At 48.5% G+C, this 18,110-nt stretch carries 16 protein-coding genes; 4 read left to right on the forward strand and 12 right to left on the reverse strand.

Annotation, left to right across the window (positions count from 1 at the left end):
* Positions 1-7 precede the first annotated feature (7 nt).
* From TY10_RS13775 to TY10_RS13795, 5 genes are all read right to left on the reverse strand, one after another.
* On the reverse strand, positions 8-991 hold the full coding sequence (locus TY10_RS13775) for an ABC transporter permease (RefSeq protein WP_475099657.1): 984 nt from the start codon (positions 989-991) through the stop codon (positions 8-10).
* A 133-nt stretch (positions 992-1,124) separates the two neighbouring features.
* Positions 1,125-2,762 carry a sensor histidine kinase gene (locus TY10_RS13780; RefSeq protein ID WP_042164446.1) on the reverse strand — a complete coding sequence of 546 codons (1,638 nt, stop codon included), beginning with the start codon at positions 2,760-2,762 and terminating at the stop codon, positions 1,125-1,127.
* A 110-nt stretch (positions 2,763-2,872) separates the two neighbouring features.
* Complete coding sequence (locus TY10_RS32065; RefSeq protein WP_042164449.1) at positions 2,873-4,498, reverse strand: response regulator transcription factor; 1,626 nt, start codon at positions 4,496-4,498, stop codon at positions 2,873-2,875.
* 504 nt (positions 4,499-5,002) lie between these two features.
* Complete coding sequence (locus TY10_RS13790; RefSeq protein WP_042164452.1) at positions 5,003-5,809, reverse strand: TrmH family RNA methyltransferase; 807 nt, start codon at positions 5,807-5,809, stop codon at positions 5,003-5,005.
* Positions 5,810-5,817: 8 nt separating this feature from the next.
* Complete coding sequence (locus TY10_RS13795; protein ID WP_202903185.1) at positions 5,818-6,492, reverse strand: potassium channel family protein; 675 nt, start codon at positions 6,490-6,492, stop codon at positions 5,818-5,820.
* 174 nt (positions 6,493-6,666) lie between these two features.
* Between TY10_RS13795 and sspI the strand changes: the two genes are divergently transcribed.
* A complete protein-coding gene (sspI, locus tag TY10_RS13800; RefSeq protein WP_042164459.1) occupies positions 6,667-6,906 on the forward strand; it encodes a small acid-soluble spore protein SspI in 240 nt (79 codons plus the stop codon).
* Here sspI and TY10_RS13805 read toward each other — a convergent pair.
* Positions 6,903-8,309 (reverse strand): alpha-D-ribose 1-methylphosphonate 5-triphosphate diphosphatase, encoded by a 1,407-nt coding sequence (locus tag TY10_RS13805; protein ID WP_238327616.1) that lies wholly within the window; start codon positions 8,307-8,309, stop codon positions 6,903-6,905. The two genes, sspI and TY10_RS13805, sit on opposite strands and share 4 nt — an antisense overlap.
* 937 nt (positions 8,310-9,246) lie before the next feature.
* Here TY10_RS13805 and TY10_RS13810 point away from each other — a divergent pair.
* Positions 9,247-9,474 (forward strand): hypothetical protein, encoded by a 228-nt coding sequence (locus TY10_RS13810; protein ID WP_155985866.1) that lies wholly within the window; start codon positions 9,247-9,249, stop codon positions 9,472-9,474.
* Between the two features lie 479 nt (positions 9,475-9,953).
* On the opposite strand, the gene TY10_RS13815 is transcribed toward TY10_RS13810, so the two are convergent.
* The 4 genes from TY10_RS13815 to TY10_RS13830 form a co-directional block, all read right to left on the reverse strand.
* Complete coding sequence (locus TY10_RS13815; protein ID WP_042164464.1) at positions 9,954-11,060, reverse strand: Gfo/Idh/MocA family protein; 1,107 nt, start codon at positions 11,058-11,060, stop codon at positions 9,954-9,956.
* A gap of 1 nt (position 11,061) precedes the next feature.
* Complete coding sequence (locus TY10_RS13820) at positions 11,062-11,748, reverse strand: ThuA domain-containing protein (protein ID WP_042164466.1); 687 nt, start codon at positions 11,746-11,748, stop codon at positions 11,062-11,064.
* A 138-nt stretch (positions 11,749-11,886) separates the two neighbouring features.
* Positions 11,887-13,053, reverse strand: coding sequence for a Gfo/Idh/MocA family protein (locus tag TY10_RS13825; RefSeq protein WP_042164468.1), 1,167 nt, complete (start codon positions 13,051-13,053; stop codon positions 11,887-11,889).
* A gap of 27 nt (positions 13,054-13,080) precedes the next feature.
* Positions 13,081-14,088 carry a LacI family DNA-binding transcriptional regulator gene (locus TY10_RS13830; protein WP_042164470.1) on the reverse strand — a complete coding sequence of 336 codons (1,008 nt, stop codon included), beginning with the start codon at positions 14,086-14,088 and terminating at the stop codon, positions 13,081-13,083.
* A gap of 212 nt (positions 14,089-14,300) precedes the next feature.
* Between TY10_RS13830 and TY10_RS13835 the strand changes: the two genes are divergently transcribed.
* Both TY10_RS13835 and TY10_RS13840 read left to right on the forward strand, forming a co-directional pair.
* Entirely contained in the window at positions 14,301-14,645 is a 345-nt protein-coding gene (locus tag TY10_RS13835; protein ID WP_042164472.1) for a TM2 domain-containing protein, read from the forward strand.
* A 6-nt stretch (positions 14,646-14,651) separates the two neighbouring features.
* Positions 14,652-15,074, forward strand: a complete 423-nt coding sequence (locus TY10_RS13840) for an NINE protein (RefSeq protein ID WP_042164474.1) — start codon at positions 14,652-14,654, stop codon at positions 15,072-15,074.
* A gap of 98 nt (positions 15,075-15,172) precedes the next feature.
* On the opposite strand, the gene TY10_RS13845 is transcribed toward TY10_RS13840, so the two are convergent.
* Positions 15,173-16,765, reverse strand: coding sequence for a peptide chain release factor 3 (locus tag TY10_RS13845; protein WP_042164475.1), 1,593 nt, complete (start codon positions 16,763-16,765; stop codon positions 15,173-15,175).
* 73 nt (positions 16,766-16,838) lie between these two features.
* On the reverse strand, positions 16,839-18,110 hold a 1,272-nt coding region (gene zwf, locus TY10_RS13850), incomplete at its 5' end, for a glucose-6-phosphate dehydrogenase (RefSeq protein WP_042164477.1).

Below are 18,110 nucleotides of genomic sequence, written 5' to 3' on the forward strand. Positions count from 1 at the left end.
ATAGGGTCTAGAAAAGGGCTTGATCTTTATTGATTTTGCGCACAGCCGAGTTTGTAAGAATGACCATTATGAAACCTAAAATGGATTGCACAAGGGCCGCTGCGGATGACATGCCGATATCGTTCATCTGCATCAGTACGCGGTATACATACGTATCGACCGTGTCTGTCACCGGATACAGCGCTCCCGAATCCATCGGCACCTGGAAGAACAAGCCGAAGTCAGAATTGAACACATGTCCCATGGACAATATCGTCATAATAATAATAATGGGCTGGATCGAAGGGAGTGTGATATGGAAGATCTGACGCCATTTGGATGCCCCGTCAATGACAGCCGCCTCATAATACTCAGGGTCGATGCCGGCTATCGCAGCTATATAGATGACCGCTCCGATACCGACGCCCTTCCAAGCGTTTACCAGCGTTAGAATGTATGGCCAGTAAGCGGGCTCAGAATACCAAAACACATGATCTTTGCCGAGCAGCTCGAGCACCGTCGTGTTGAGAAAGCCTTTGTCCGGGTTCAGGAAAGCATACGTCAAATAGCTGATCACAACCATCGATAAAAAATACGGCATAATTAGAAACGTCTGATATCCCTTCGCCAGCAGCCGGCCGCGAAGCTCATTGATCGCAACGGCAATGGCTACCGATAAGCCTAGATTGAAAACCATGAATACGAGACTGTACAGCACCGTATTTCTAGCTATTCGCCACAATGACCCTGAAGAGAAGAGAAAGGTGAAATTATCGAAGCCGACCCAAGGGCTTTTCCAAATGCCATCGACATAATTAATATTTTTAAACGCGATGAACACTCCGAACATAGGCAGATAGTTATTCAGAAGCAGTACGATCAGGGCGGGCAGCATCATCATCGTCAAATATCTGTATTTCCAGAGCAAATGAAAAAACAACGCCGTCCCAGATCTCGAATGGCTCCGCAAGCTTACGCCCTGAACCACTGTTTTTCCTTTCAATGTGTCCACCTCCTTCTTGTTAGCTTTAGTATAATTTGGCCCCGACTCCGTGACGATGATCTATTCCTATAAGAGTGTGATGTAAAATAAACTCCCCTGTTTGAAACGAAAAAAGGCTCCGGCCGGCAGCCAGAGCCTTCATCTATAGGACTTTTTCTTGCATAGGAAGATTGATGATTGCGACAATCCCCCCGCCTTCCCGCCGCTCATAACGAAGGCGGTATTGATCGCCGTAATGCAGTTGAATGCGCTGATGAACGTTTCGGATACCGTACCCTTTATCGTTCGTATCGCCGTTAACGATGTGATTCAGACGCTCCATATCGACTGGCAGGAAGCCATTATCCTCCACTGTCATTTGAATTTCCTTGTCCACACACCGGACTCCAATCCAAATTGAACCTTCGCCATCCATGCTGCTGACGCTGTGAAAGATGGCATTCTCAACGAGCGGCTGTAAAATAACTTTCGGGGTCATATACGTAGTCAAATCTTCGTCAATATGCCAAAACACTTCAAACTGGCCGGGGTAACGCTTCATTTGAAGGCGGCTGTATGCTTGCACATGCTCCACTTCTTCCGCAATTGTAATCATGGACTTTCCTTTGCTCAGCCCGATCCGCAGCAGTCTCGATAAATCCTTGACCATCTCGCCAACCTCCGTATTGCCGCTGTCCAGTGCGTACCAATAAATAGAGTCAAGTGTGTTGTACAGCAGATGTGGAGTGATTTGAGAGTGCAGCGTAGCCAGCTCGTTTTCCTTTTGCTTAATTTTCATGCCATAGTTTTCTTCAATGGAACGGTCTAATCTGTTCATCATTTTCAGAAAGGCTCCGTACAAAATGCCGAACTCATCTGAACGCAGCAGCTTATCCTCCCTGTCAAGCTGTTTTCCAGGTTCATAAATCTTCGTAATGGACACCAGCCTAATCAAAGGCGTAACGATGATTCGAAGTAAATAGAGGACAAATATGAGGACAAAAGCTAAATAAACCGCGGAAATGATCATAATCGTCCATTGAAATACCGTCTGATTGCCTGTAATAGAATCAAGCGGGATTTTGTAGATCAGCCTGGTGTTGAACGCGGAACGGTGGGAGAAGGCATACAGCCATTTCTTTCCTTCTGCGCTTGCAAAATAGTAGCCTTCCCCCTGAAAGCCTGCTTTTTGGGCAATCTCCGCCATTTGCGAATCCTCAGGCCCAGCCTTCATCAACTGCTCATTCTGGTCATTAAATAAATAGATTCCGGCGTTTTTTGGCAATTGTACAGATACGATATCCCTATTCAGCAATACCTCAAGCTTGGATACGATAAGAAAGCCTATGGACTCGTCATACTCCTCTGGATTCAATATGCTCCGCATGAAACTTACCGTTAGCACCCCGCTTTCGGAAGAAAGCAGATGAAGCGTTCCCGCACCGCCTTCCCTCAAGGAACGCTCTGCCCATTCTGGCTGGTCGGCAATATCCTTATTGAAATATTTAAACCCTTTGGTTTTGTAAGAGAGATCTAAGGGTGTACTCTTCTCCGCTGTATTCATCATGTACAACGTATATTCCGTACCGTCTGACGACCATCGTTCCAGTATCGCATCGGCCTCTCTGATCTGTCCGAGCGTTTCAATGTTTGTCCAGAAGCTATATTGCTTGGAATCGCTAAAGAAATGGTTATCCAATAGCGTGATCGTCCGGTCATTGACTGACGACAAAGTTTTTTCTATCGTGACATGGTTTTGCTTGACGAGCTGAAGTGTCGTTCTGCCAACTTCGTCTCTCATCGAATCCGAAGCCTTATATGCCGACACCCAGCCTACAACGAGGCATGGCCCCACAATAAAAAGGGCAAACGCTAGCGTGACTTTATACTTCAGCTTCAGCCCGTTCCCCCCTAGCCTTCTTTTCTATATTCAGCAGGACTTACACCAGCGTAGCGTTTGAACATGCGGCCGAAATGCTCGGGCGATTCATAGCCAACCTCATAAGCCACCTCATAGCGTTTCTTATCTGTCGTTGTAAGCAGATGCTTTGCCTCTTCAATTCGGAGCTCCGTCACATAGTCCCATAAACTTTTTTTCATTTCCTGTTTAAATAAATAGCTTAAATAAGTGGTGCTAAAATGAACCTCATTCGCTATATCCTGAATTTTCAGCGCGGGATTGCGAAAATGCAAACGGATGTATCCGGTTATTTTAGCAAGAATCGTCTGGTCCCTCTCTTTCACCAGCAATCGAACCAGCTTCGCCGTCTCCTGAATGTAATCGCTCAGCCGGTCAATTTTTGCTGCTCCCGCCGTATTTCGGAAGTAAGCGTCAGGATCGAACCTCTGCAGTGAAATTCCGTTGGCAGTTCCGTATTCCAGCATTAAACCGTATAGACGGTAGACCAGCATGCCGAAATAGCTGTTGAAAAGCTCCTCCGATGGAGCCAGCTCCTTCAAGGGTTTAATGACCGGGTCCGTGTCGATCGGCAGCGGTTTTTCGAAGCCCGCCTTCAGTCCTTGGACAAACTCATCCACTCTGGCCATCCAATCGACAATGCTTACATTTTCCTGTGCCTTTAGATCCTCGTAGTAAAACACCCGATTGCTCGGATGCAGGTTCTTCCACTCCGCTGCCGAATTGGCCTCCTCCATCAGCTTAGGCAGCATGGAGACATCGGAATGCAGTGTGCTCATGCCTACAGTCGTCTCCACATTCAAATATTGCTTTAAGTTCATATGGATCATCTGTCCAATCAGATGCAGCTGCGACTTGACGTTAAAGCGCTGGCCCGACACCTCTTGCTCATTTAACTGAATAATACCAATTAGCTCATTTCCAAATCCGTTAAAGGTTAATCCGCTCCACTCCGACAAGCTCTCATCCATAATGTTAATCGATGCGTATTTCAGCAGCTTACGATCCTGCAAAGTAATTTCCCGATTACTGAAACCGCCCTGATTCAAGCCCAATCGAATCGATACAACACCGAGGTAATGGCCCTTGAGTTGCTCGCCAAGCTCAGCGATCAACTCCTTGTAATCCCTCTTCGTCAGATTTCTCTCCGTCACAAGCTCCATCAGCAGCTCATTGCGGCTTAATGACGCGGACTTTTCCTTTTCCCGCTGCCACTTGGAGAGCTCCATCGATTTCTTGCCGATCTCTTCCTTCTCGTTAAGCACCTTGCGGACCACACGCAGCAGATCCTCCTGCTCCACGGGCTTCACCAGGTAGTCTCTGGCACCTAAGCGCATGGACTTCTTGGCGAAATCAAACTCTTCATGCGCGGAGATGACAATGACAGGCAGATGGGGCTGCTCCATATAGATCGTTTCCATCAGCTCGATGCCGCTCATCCTGCTCATTTGAATATCGGTAAGCACCAGATCGAAGCTGTCCATTCGTAAATAATCGATCGCTTCAAATCCGTTCAGTGCCGTTTCAACACAGGTAATCTGTAAATCTGAGCCGAGCAAAAAATTTTTAATCCCCGTGCTCACTCGCGGCTCATCGTCTACTACTAGTATTTTATACATTTTATAAACCTCCGCTCCTGGCTTACGTACGATCATGAATACTATGATTAGTCAGACTCAGCACCATTCTACACTTACAGTTTAATGATGCGGCTTCGTCATAGCGATGATCTTTTCTCACAGAAATGTGATGTAATCAAGGAACATGGTCTCAACGATACGGACTTAAAAATTGGAGGGATGATGAAGGCGCTTATAAAAATTTGAAATAAGCTTACTTATAACCATTTTATGTGATTTATTAGCCTTGTACAATGAAAGGAATTTAAAGTTAATAAGGTTTATAAAAGAAACGGCCGACCGATTGAGAGAGCTTAATAAGGCTTTAGAGGGCTTGCATTAAAGGGCAGAAAAAAAGACTAGGGATTGGTTTGGCAGATTGCAAACCAGTCTCCAGTCTTTGATGCGTTGAGCGGATCGTCTTTTTTCTAAAAAGCCCAATCCTTTGCTTATTCCTAACTTTCCCTAAGCGCTTATTTAGCGGTCGTGGTTAGGCATTATTAATTAGTTAAACTCCCGCTGCCTCATTGCCTCGTACAGCAGAACCGTACCCGCCATCGCTACATTCAGCGATTCCGCTTGGCCGCGCATCGGAATAATGACAGCTTCGTCCGTTTGCTCGCTTACTGCTGCCGACACACCATTGGATTCATTGCCAAGCAGCAGCCAAGAAGCTGCCGTCCAATCGTAGGAATAACAGGTATGCGTAGCTTGAAGACTTGTACCGACTAGCTTAATGCCCCGCTCCTTGGCAGCAGGCAGCAGCTCCATCAAATCTGCTTCGATCAGAGGCAGATGGAATAGTGAGCCCATTGTGGAGCGTACTGTTTTGGGGTTGTACAAATCGACACAGCCTTTACCGAGTACTACTGCGTCCGCCCCAACTGCATCGGCGCTGCGGATGATGGTTCCGACATTGCCGGGATCACGAACCCCGTCTAATACGACAACAAGACTATTGTCCCGGAACAATGATTCCTTGTCCCATTCCAACTTGCCAACAACGGCAAATATCGGCGGCGGCGTGTCGGTCCCCGTACATTTCGCCATTACTTGTGAGGAAGTTTCCACCCATTCGAAGCCTGATGAATCAGCAGCTTCATTTTGCAATTCCTGAGGAATACCTCGCTCTCCGTCGTATACGATCGTTTCAATGGGAGCGGAAGCTTTTATCGCTTCCAGCAAAAGATGAACGCCTTCGATCACAAACTTGCCTGTTCGATCGCGGAATTTTTTATCCAGCAGGGAAGCCCAAAGCTTGACCCTGTCATTTTGTACGGACGTTATTTTTTCATGATTATAGTTGTTCACGGTTTTAATCAGCCTTCCGAATAAGCGATTTCCAAATTGGATAAATCTTGGTTTTTACCAACAATGACGAGCACGTCGCCCGCCTTAATTAGATCTTCAGGGTACGGAGAGATATTCATTGAGGTTCCCGTCTTGATTCCCATTACATTGCATTTGAATTTCTGGCGAATATCGAGCTGCACCAAGCTTTTGCCAACCATAGCCGGAGGAGCTTTAATTTCAACAATGCTGTAATCCTCGGAAATTTCGATATAGTCCAAAATATTAGGCGATACCAAATGATGCGCAACCCGCAGTCCCATATCCCGCTCCGGGTAAATTATTTTATCCGCGCCAATCTTAGCAAGCACCTTACCGTGCAGCTCACTTTGCGCTTTTACGATTATCGTACCTACGCCTAAGTCCTTCAATATTAAAGTCGTCAAAATACTCGACTGTATATCTTGTCCAATCGCCACCACAACGACGTCAAAATTGCGGATTCCGAGAGAACGCATCGCTTCCTCATCGGTTGAATCTGCGGATACGGCGTGCGTCACTTTGTTGATCGCATCCTGAATCCGGTCCTCATTCGAATCAATTGCAAGAACTTCAAAGCCCATCCCAGTCAAAGCAGCAGCTACGCTAGATCCGAACCGGCCCATCCCGATTACGGCAAATTGTTTTTTGGCCATCCGATTCATGCTCTCCTTTGAAAAAAAGCTAAGTCTTTGCCCCTAATAACGTTGTATTCCATTATAACATAACCCCAAGCACGGGATGAAAAAAGGCACTCGGGGACATAGTAATTTACGTACGTGTATTCCAATAACGGTCGCAGAGCGATCGATGAATTTTTGACATGGAGGGTTCCTTTTATGAAACCACCGGTTTTGGATTTAAGACAAGCCATCGTACAACGTGTTCAAAACAACGATAAACAGCAGCTGGAAGAAGTCATCACAGGTTCAGTCGGCCATGACGAGCGCACCCTTCCGGGGCTTGGCGTCTTGTTCGAAATGATCTGGCAACAAATTGATGCTCAGGAGCAAAATAAGCTCGTTGATGTACTCTACAATCATCTCCAGCAGCTGCAGCCGGCAACGGGAAAAGCTTAATCCGCTTGGTAATGTGTATCAGCAGTATACACGGTTTTACCGCCAACTAGCGTATGTGTCACCCAAGGATGTCCTTTGTAACGCTGAACGATAATGAGATCGGCCGCTTTGCCAAGCTCAATGGAGCCCACCTCATCCTCAATGCCGCAAGCTTGCGCCGGATGAAGGGTAGCCATTCGAACGGCCGCAGGCAAAGCGGCTATTTTCTCATCGGCCAGTTTGAACACAGACTGAAGAAGTGAAGATGAATGATAATCCGAGCAAATGATAGATGCTGCACCTGATGCTATCGCATCAATTGCACGTAGATTTTGGTCATGCGACACACCTCTGACTATATTGGGCGCACCTATGCAAACCGCCAAGCCTTGCTCCGTTGCATATTGGGCTGTTTCAAGGTTGATGGGAAACTCGTTAACGCTGATGCCATAGCTTTTAAAAATGTCCACCCGCTGCGAAGAATCGTCGTCATGGGACGCCAACGAAATGCCTTGCTGCAAAGCTTGATGTCCAAGCTGTCTCAGTTGCTCCCAATCAATCTGCTTTCTGCGCTCCATCAAATCGACGACTAAAGCTTGCGCCTCTGTTAGCTCCATCCCCTGATTTTTCATCACATAACGCTCGAAAGAACCTTCCTTCCGATACTGCCCCTGACCCGGACTATGATCCATAAAGGATAAATAATCAATTTTGTTCTCTTCTATGTATTGGGATACGATGTGCAAACCCTTCAAATGAGAAATTTCGTAACGCAGATGGATTCGATTGCGAATGATCGAACGTTTGGCCCGATACCGGTTAATAAGCTCAACCATCTCTGTTAAGAGATGATCCCCGCGCAAACTAAGGCCAACGCCAAGCGATAGCGAATGGTACATCGTCGTAATCCCGTGCAGAGGGAGCTTCCGCTCAAATTCCAATAAGGACATCTCCAAAGGAAATAGCGTATTTGGTCGCGGCTGCACTTCTTTTTCGATCGCGTCGTTATGAATATCGACAAGTCCGGGCAGGACATATCTTCCTCTAGCGTCGATAACAGTAAAATTCTCATCGTTAGAAGCAGTACTGAGGATTGAATGTTTGGCATCGCGGGTCTTACCTGCGGCGTCAGTCATCGAATGATTAACATTAAAGTATGCATCCCTATCATCAATTATCTGATGATCAGCTTTGAAGTTCTTTTCTCTAGCATCAATCATCTGATGATTAGCATTGAAGCTCGTATCGCTAGTATCAATCAACTGATGATTAGCATCAAAGCTCGCACTCTCGGTGTCTGCCGAAACCGCGCCATCCCCGATAACTGAAATTCGGTTAATTTTTCCTTCCTGCAAATAAATATCCGCTTTAACTACCGCATTCGGAAGAACGACCCAGCCATTTTTGATGCATACTGGTTTCAAACGTACCCCTCCCTCCATCGAACGTTTCTGTTACTGTTGAGTATAGCATTTTTGAAGTTCTGTAAACAGATTCCAGTTTATTAAATACTGCCGCTGATGGGTTTCTGTAAAATGTCTCTAACTAGCGTTATACCCCCATCCCCTACAAGTAACTTCCGACTATGCATTAGTGAAGCTCATTCGCTGTTTAACGAAGCCTTTTTCGCTGGAAACCCTGCAGATTGCTATACCTACCTCTACAGCGAACTAAACTTCGCTTTCTATGAACCTAGATTCGCGAATTGCGTTCGTTGTGCTGAGTGGTTGATTCATTCATGCATCGTACAGCGAAGTTCAGTTCGTTATTTTGCGAAGGTGGTTCGCTATATGTCATCATGCAACCTCATCACCGTCATATGACGGTGTACAGCTGAGTTTAATTCGCTAATTTGCGAACCTGGCTCGCTGTATATGGTCTAACCTGCTTTTTTGCATACTTCAAACTTCCGAACAGAGCTTCTAGTCAAAAATAGCGAAGCTCATTCGCTGTTTAACGAAGCCTTTTTCGCTGGAAACCCTGCAAATTGCTTTACCTATCTCTATAGCGAACCAAACTTCGCTTTCCATGAACCTAGGTTCGCGAATTGTGAAATTTAGTTCGTTGTTCTGAGGGGTTGATCAATTCATGCATCGTTCAGCGAAGTTCAGTTCGTTTTTTTGCGAAGCTGATTCGCTATATGATCTAAACTACTTTTTTGCATACTTCAAACCTCCATACAGAGCTTCCAGTCTGAAATAGCGAAGCTCATTCGCTGTTTAACGAAGCCATTTTCGCTGTAACCCCTACAGATTACTATACCTATCTCTATAGCGAACTAACCTTCGCTTTCCATGAACCTAGATTCGTGAATTGCGAAATTTAGTTCGCTGTGCTGAATGGCTGAGCCAATCTCTCATCGTGCAACGAAGATCAGTTCGTTATTTTGCGAAGCTGGTTCGCTATATGGTCAACATTCAGCCCCTTCAGCAGCATACGACGGTGTATAGTGAGTTAACTTCGCTGATTAGCGAAGCTGGTTCGCTGTATGTCATCATTCAGCCTAATAAGCAGCATACGACGGTATACAGCGAAATTCAGTTCGTTGATTTGCGAAGCTGGTTCGCTATTCCGTCTCACATAGCCTAATAAGCAGCATACGGCGGTCGGCAGCGAAGTTCGCTGCGTTAATCAGCGAAGCTGGTTCGCTATATGTCATCATGTAGCCTCACCAGCAGCATACGACGGTGTACAGCGAAGTTTAGTTCGTTGATTAGCGAAGCTGGTTCGCTGTATGTCATCATGTACCCTCATCAGCATCATACGACGGTGTACAGCGAAGTTTAGTTCGTTGATTAGCGAAGCTGGTTCGCTGTATAACATCATGCAGCCTAATAAGCAGCATGCAGCGGTGGGCAGCAAAGTTCGGTTCGCTAATTTGCGAAGCTAGTTCGCTATTCGGCCTCACACAGCCTCATCAGTAGCCTACCAGCGACGTGCAGCGAAATTGGTTCGTGTGTGTGTGTGCGTACACCAAACACAGTAGCACACTACGCACCTAAACCAAGTAAACAAAAAAACAGCAAGGCGTCCAACAGGACGCTTGCTGCTCACAACTATACTAAGTTCTAGTCCAATCCAAACGGCTCCAAGCCTTGTTTCAAAGGCAAGAGCGCCGGACGCTCGCAAGTGCTCTTCATTACGTAGTGGGCGCCTTGCTCCGATGCGTCGTGGAAGCCGTGCATGGCCTCCAGCACATGGTACGCCATGTTGCCGTTGGCACGATGCTTGCGTCCCGACTGAATGGCTTTCGCCATGTCTGCCGCGCCAATACCGCGGGAGTTGTCAGTGTAGCCGAATGCGAGCGGAATCTCCACCCATTCGTTGGAGCCTGCGCGGCAAAGACGGATTGGGCCGCCGAAGCCATTCGGATCCGGAACGCGCAAGGTGCCCGCGCTGCCGTACACTTCGATGTGCGGCAATCCAGAACCGCCCTTCACATCAAAGCTGGTTACGATCGTGCCCACAGCACCTGCCGCAAAATCGATAAGGCCAGCCACATGCGTCGGCACTTCAACCTCTACCTTTTGCCCATATTTCGGCTGGCTCGTAATCGTCCGTTCAGGGAAAGAGATGCGGGCCGAGCCGGTTACACGGCTAATTGGTCCGAGCATGGCCACAAGCGCCGTCAAGTAGTAGGGACCCATATCAAACATTGGGCCGCCGCCCTGTTGATAGTAAAATTCAGGTGCCGGGTGCCAATTCTCATGTCCGCCGGACATCATAAATGCAGTAGCGGCGATCGGTTGGCCGATCCAGCCGTCTTCAATTAGCTTCACGCAAGTTTGAATACCGCCTCCGAGGAAAGTATCCGGTGCGCTGCCCACAAGCAAACCTTTCCGCTCTGCCAGCTCAAGCACCTGCTGAGCTTCCTCACGAGTTACTGTGAACGGCTTCTCCACATAGACATGCTTGCCGGCTTCCAATGCTTGCAAGCATACGGCAGCATGCGCCTGCGGAATGGTCAGGTTAATAATCAGCTGAATTTCCGGATCGGCAAGCAGCTCTTCTACAGAGCAGCCGCGAATGCCAAACTCTTCGCCCTTCGCAACAGCACGCGTTACATCGAGATCGGCGCATGCTACGATTTCCATCGAAGGAAACTGCGCACGGTTGTTCAGATAAGCGCTGCTAATATTGCCTGTTCCGATAATACCCACATTTACTTTACTCATATTAGTTCTTACCTCCATTAGCTGCTGCCTCTTTACCTTCTGCACACCACAGGAAGCCTCTGCGGAGCATTTCCTTCACAACCGGAATGTCGACGATATTGGCTTGATGACCAAGCGAATTATAATACACGCGGCCAACGCCCCAGCGCTTCGTCCAAGCAACCGGCATATCTACAGCACCATTAAGCGAATGCGGGCCTTCAGAAACCGGGAAACGCGTTGTGGCAAGCACATTAACAGCCGGATCAACGTGCAAATAATATTGCTCGCTGGATACCTCGAAATCGTCCATGCCTTCCGTCAGTGTGCTGGAGCTATGTTTCACATTGACGACATAGTTAGTGCCGTCATTGCCAGGATGCGCCACCCATTGGCCGCCCGTCATGAACTGCCAGTCAACATTGTCACGGAATGAATCGCACATGCCACCGTGACAGCCAGCCAAGCCAACACCGCTTTGAACAGCTGCCGATACGTTGTCTACGAGGTGGTTTTCGATTTTGCCCATCGTCCATACCGGTACGATCAGATCAAGCGCTTTCAGTTTATCCCCATCTGCGAATGCTTCAAGCGTATCCGATACTTCGACTTCAAAACCTTCCTGCTCCAATACCTCTTGAAAAATACCTGCAACTTCCTTCGGCTGATGTCCGTCCCAGCCGCCCCATACGATTAGCGCTTTACGCATATTCCGCCATTCTCCCTTGCCATATAGTAGTATAAGTTCATCTTCACTAGCCCTTATTCATGTTCTTCCTCTGGTTACAGCACTAGAGCAGCTTCAGTACGACGATATCTTGTCGTTGTGATAACTCCCAGATCAATCTTATTGAAGCTCCTGCAGCGCTACCCAGCGGCGCTCCTGAACCGAACGCTCGACAGCCTCCAGCACCTCTTGGCATTTCACTCCATCATGGAAGTTAGGAACCGGCTGACGGTCTTCGGCAATCGCGTTCATCAGTTCCAGCACTTCATGCGTAAAAGTATGCTCGTAACCGATCGTGTGTCCGGCTGGCCACCATGCATCCATATAAGCGTGAGCTGCATCAGTTGCGAGTACGCGGCGGAAGCCCTGTACATCCTCGGCATCGTCCGTGAAATAAACCTGAAGCTCGTTCATCCGCTCAAAGTCAAAAATAACGCTGCCTTTGCTGCCGTTAATTTCGAAGGAGTTAGTACAACGATGGCCTGCCGCAAACCGCGTCGCTTCAAAGCTGCCCAGCGCGCCGTTCTCAAACCGGGTCATGAACAAAGTCGCATCATCAACCGTAACTTCACCTCTAGGCGCATCCTTCGAGCCCTTGGCGCTAAGTCCCGTCATCGACGTCGGAAGCGGTCTTTCTTTAATGAATGTCTCTCCCATACCCACTACCTCTTTGAACTCGCCAACGAGGTAACGCGCCATATCAATCAGATGGGCGCCAAGATCGCCATGGGAGCCGGAGCCGGCAATTTCCTTCTGCAGACGCCATACGAGCGGGAAGTCCGGGTCAAGAATCCAGTCCTGCAGAAACACCGCGCGGAAATGATAAATTTCACCCAGTCTGCCCTCATCGATCAATTTCTTCGCCAGTTGAACGGCTGGAGCAAACCGGTAGTTAAAGCCAACCATATGCTTCACGCCAGCCGCTTCTGCTGCATCCAGCATCGCTTTGGAATCATCCAGCGTCAGCGCAAGCGGTTTCTCGCAAAAGAGATGCTTGCCGGCTTTAGCCGCTTCAATCGCGATTTCCTTATGCGCGTCGCTAGGCGCGTTGATATCGATCAAGTCGATATCGTCGCGGGCAATCAGCTTGCGCCAATCCGTCTCGCCGCTCTCCCAGCCGAACTGTGCACGCGCTTGCTCCAGCCCTTCGGGATTACGTCCGCAAATCGCTTTCATTTCCGGCTTAGCAGCCGCATTAGGGAAAAACATTGGCAGCGCACGGTACGCATTGCTATGCGCCTTGCCCATAAATTTGTAACCGACCATTCCGACACGAACTTTGCTCATTTCCGATTACCGCCTTTCGAATTTTATTTAAGAGGTTTCTCGATGCACGAACTGTACCGGAAGCAGCGGGTCCCCCTCCGGCAATTCCACTGTTGCAGGCGCCAGCAGACGTAGCGCAGCTGTTTTGCCCATTTCGTAGAAGGGTACCGTTACCGTGGACAAGCGCGGGCTTACGATACGCGAGCCATCCGAATCATCATAGCCAACGACAGCCAGCTGCCTGCCAGGTTCAATACCGTGCTCGCGCAAGCCGTCCATCAGGCCGATTGCCATCCGGTCATTGGCAGCAAATACAGCGTCAATACTGCCGCTCTGCTGCAGTCTGGCAATGCCCGAGGCAGCCTCGTAGCCGCTTTTACGGCTGTAGTTGCCTTCGAACAAATGCTCTCTCCGAACTGGGAGTCCGGCTTCCTCAAGTGCACGGGTATAACCCGCCAGCCTGTCCCTGCTGTTCGAATACGCCCCCGGGCCATTCAAGAAAGCGATGTTGCGATGACCCTGCTCCAGAAGATGAAGCACCGCATCGTAGCTTCCCGCCTCATGATCAGCATCAACATACATGAAGCCTTCTCCGTCAAACCGCTGATTGACAAGACAGAACGGATACCCCTCCGTCTTCAGCTCCCGAAGCGCTTCCCGTTCTTCTGCCACATTCTGCGCACCAAGCACGATGCAAGCATCCACCTTCTGCGTCCGAAACAGCTTGGCATAATCACGCTCCCCATCCATTTCGCGAAAAATAAGGAGCAGATCATAATCGCAGCGTTTGGCCGCATCGCCGATCCCGCTCAATATTTCAGCGAAATAATAAGTGCTGAATAGATGCACCTTCGGCACCACCGGCACAATAACGCCGATATTGCCGCTCTTCCGGCGCGCAAGACGCTGCGCAAGCGCATTGGGCACGTACCCCAGCTCCCTTGCCGCGGCGAGTACCCGCTCCTTCGTCTCCGGCTTGATTGGCCCTACATCATTGAGCACCCGGGACACGGTTGCTTCCGATACACCGGCCAGCTTCGCAACTTCCTTTCGAATAAAGCATCATCCTCAACAATTTCATGTCTTGCAATTTCAACAATGTACACGCGTACATTATGTCATGAAAGCGTTTTGCCGTCAATAAACTTTAAAGTAAATTTATAATTTTTTTATGTGCAAACGGCTTCAGAATCTTGTCTGATATTGTCATTTCAGTTATACTCTAGACTGCCCTATAAAATAAATAGGATAGAGGGGAAAGATCGGTCATGAATTTTAATGTAGCACAAAAAAGTCAGTTAGATGCAAGAGAGCTTCTCTTGCTAGACCAGGAAGTTAAAAACCGCGGCAAAAACATGGTTATCGCCTATGTGCTTTGGTACTTCCTTGGTATATTTGGCGGACATCGTTTTTATACGGGACGTACCGGTTCTGCTGTCGCACAATTAATTTTGTCGCTTACAGGTATCGGTATGATCGTTACAGGTATATGGTGGGTAGTCGACGCCTTCCTGCTTCACCAGTGGATCAAGGATCACAATCAAGCGATCGAAGCTCAAGTAATTAACGAGATTCAATCTCATAAAGCATTTACCGGCAACGGGATGTTTTAGGCAATTATGAACAAAAGCGATCTTACTTTAAATGAATTGCTCGTGTTCAACTCCGAGATGAAAAATGTGGAGAAATCCGCAGCGATCGCCTATCTTATGCTAATTGGCGGCCATTTGGGCGTCCACCGCTTTTATTTAAAAAAGAAGGTTTCTGCCATTATTCAGCTCGTTCTCTTCCTTATTGCATCCGGCGGCTATATTTTTTTCGCGTTTATGACCGCTTTTATTGATGAGGGAATAGGGAGTGTGGCATTATTCGTAGTCTCCCTTGTTCTATTCCTTGTACCAGCGATTGCGCTGCTCATTTGGATCATCGTCGATCTATGCCTGATTTCGAGAATGGTGCGGGAATACAACAGTGTGCTGGAGCATCAGCTCGTGGAGCAGATCATTCATCACCGCACACATCAACAGCAGCAGCAGTTTTAAGACAACAAACAACCCCTGACGGAACGCAGCAACACTGCTGCGTATCCATCAGGGGTTGTTTGTTTATGGTTAGTTTCTATTTGCTGCAAAAACAGTGCTTATGGCGCCGTCTCTAAAAACTTCATCGTCGGATTTTTATCCATTGCTGTCCGCATTGCATATTCGTTCTCGAACAAAACGACATAATTGCCCTTTTTGTCCTTCACAAGTGAAGAGTTGATCCGGAATTTGGAAGGGTCGATCTTATTCGTCTCATCTACGATCCAGCGGGCAAATTGGAATTGCATCCGGTGAAGCTGTATTTCTACACCGTACTCACCGCGCATCCGGTACTCAAACACCTCGAACTGGAGATGGCCGACAACGCCGAGAATCGTCTCCTCGAAGCCGCCAGCAGAATGAAAGACTTGAATCGTTCCTTCTTCCGTCAGCTGATCGATGCCCTTCTGGTACTGTTTATGCTTCAATGCATTTTTAACCGTTACTTTAGCGAAAATCTCCGGCGAGAACGTCGGAAGCTCATCGAATACAATCTCGGAGCCTTGCGACAAGGAATCGCCGATGCGGAAAATGCCTGGATCGAACAATCCGATAATATCTCCCGGATAAGCCGTCTCCACGATATCGCGGTCCTGTGCCAGAAACTGCTGCGGCTGCGACAGCTTAATATCTTTGCCTGCCCGTACATGGCGGACACTCATGCCGCGCTCAAACCGCCCGGAGCAAATACGCAAAAACGCAATACGGTCGCGGTGAGCCGGGTTCATGTTTGCTTGAATTTTGAACACATAGCCGGAGAACTTTTCGTTCGTTGGTTCTATCGGTCCATTCGTGCTCATACGCAGCTCAGGCTTCGGAGCGAGCTGCAAGAAGTTTTCGAGAAATGTCTGAACACCAAAGTTGTTAACAGCACTGCCGAAAAAAACGGGCGTCAGTTCGCCTGCACGTACTTTATCGAAATCGAACGGGTCGCCAGCGACATCAAGCAGCTCCAAATCCTGCACAAGCTGATCATGCAAGAAATCGCCAGCCATTTCGCGAATGATCGGATCGTTATAGTCATCCACTTTGCGAACTTCGATCGTATTATGATCATTGCCCTGGAACAGCTCGACCTGGTTTTTCATCCGGTCATAGACGCCGCAAAGCTCGCGTCCCATGCCAATTGGCCAGTTCATCGGTACAGAACGAATGCCAAGCACCCGCTCCAGCTCCTCCATAAGCTCAAATGGGCTTTGCCCTTCACGGTCAAGCTTATTGATAAAGGTAAAGATCGGAATGCCCCGCTTTCGGCATACTTGGAACAGCTTGATCGTCTGTGCTTCCACACCTTTTGCGACGTCGATAAGCATGACGGCACTATCCGCCGCCGTTAAGGTGCGGTATGTGTCCTCACTAAAGTCTTGGTGACCGGGCGTATCCAGAATGTTTACGCGGTGCCCCAAGTAATCAAACTGCATCACGCTGGACGTAACCGAGATTCCGCGCTGCTTTTCAATTTCCATCCAGTCCGAAGTGGCATGGCGGCTTGCTTTCCGCGCTTTAACCGAACCGGCAAGCCGGATAGCTCCCCCGAATAAAAGAAGCTTTTCCGTCAGCGTCGTTTTACCCGCATCCGGGTGAGAGATGATGGCGAATGTGCGGCGCTTATCAATTTCTTGCTTAATTTCATTACCTAATGATTGACTCATGCATGCCTTCCCTTCTCATTACGAAGCGTCTCATCGCTATTGAAAAACGATGAGACGCTGAAATTCACATTATTTATTTGCTGTTGTTCGTAATCCAAATGACGTTGTCTTCCTCTTGGCCGTTAACTGGCCACCAGTGGAAACCGTCTTTGGCAAGCAGCTCTTCGGCTGCCTTTGGTCCCCAAGAGCCAGCAGGATAATGCTTCAAGTCGGCGGAATCGTCGCGCCATGCAGCAGCGATGCGATCTACGAATTCCCATGCTTGCGCAACTTCGTCCCAGCGGGTGAAGTACGTCGAGTCGCCACGAACTGCATCATGAATGAGGCGCTCATAAGCTTCTGGCGTATTCAAGCCAATCTGGCAGCTTTGGCAGAACTCCATCGCTACTGGCTGTACCGAATTATCGACGCCTGGCGTTTTTGCATTGACTTTAATATAGATGCCTTCCGTCGGATTGACACGAATAACGAGCAGGTTCGGCGCCAGATCATGACGCTGCGCGAACAAGACGTTTTGCGGCATCGACTTGAATTCGATTACGACTTCCGTCGTTTTGACCGGAAGACGTTTGCCTGTGCGGATATAGAACGGTACGCCGGCCCAGCGGAAATTATCTACCGCAATTTTAGCTGCGAAATACGTTTCCGTATTGGATCCTTCGCCTACCGAATCTTCCTCACGGTAGCCCGGAAGCTGTGTTCCGCGCGCTTCACCCGCACTGTATTGACCGCGGATAACGCTGCTGCGAACATCTTCATGCGAGTTGTAGCTGCGCAGCGAACGCAGCACCTTTACCTTTTCGTCGCGAATATCTTCGCCATGCAGACGGCTAGGCGGCTCCATCGCGATCATCGTAAGCATTTGCAGCATATGGTTCTGGCCCATGTCACGCAATGCGCCCGATTTGTCGTAATAGCCTCCGCGTTCCTCGACGCCAACCGTTTCCGACAGCGTAATTTGCACGTTAGCAATATGGTTATTATTCCACAGCGGCTCGAACAAAGCGTTGGCAAAACGGATCACTTGAATGTTCTGAACCATTTCCTTGCCGAGATAGTGGTCAATGCGGAATACTTCTTCCTCTTTGAAAACCTGTCTAATCTGGTCGTTCAGCTTGCGGGCCGACTCCAGATCATAGCCAAACGGCTTCTCGATAACGACGCGGTGCCAGCCTGTCGACTCCAGCAAGCCGCCGTCGCGAAGGTTGAAGGATACCGGTCCGAATAGTTCCGGCGCCAGTGCCAAATAGAACAAACGGTTGCCCGGAATGTCGAATTTCGCATCCAGCTGTACAGAAAGCTTTCCAAGATCACGGAACGCATCCACGTTATTGATATCGAGCGG

It is taken from the genome of Paenibacillus gorillae, assembly GCF_000513275.1.
Lineage (GTDB): Bacteria > Bacillota > Bacilli > Paenibacillales > Paenibacillaceae > Pristimantibacillus > Pristimantibacillus gorillae.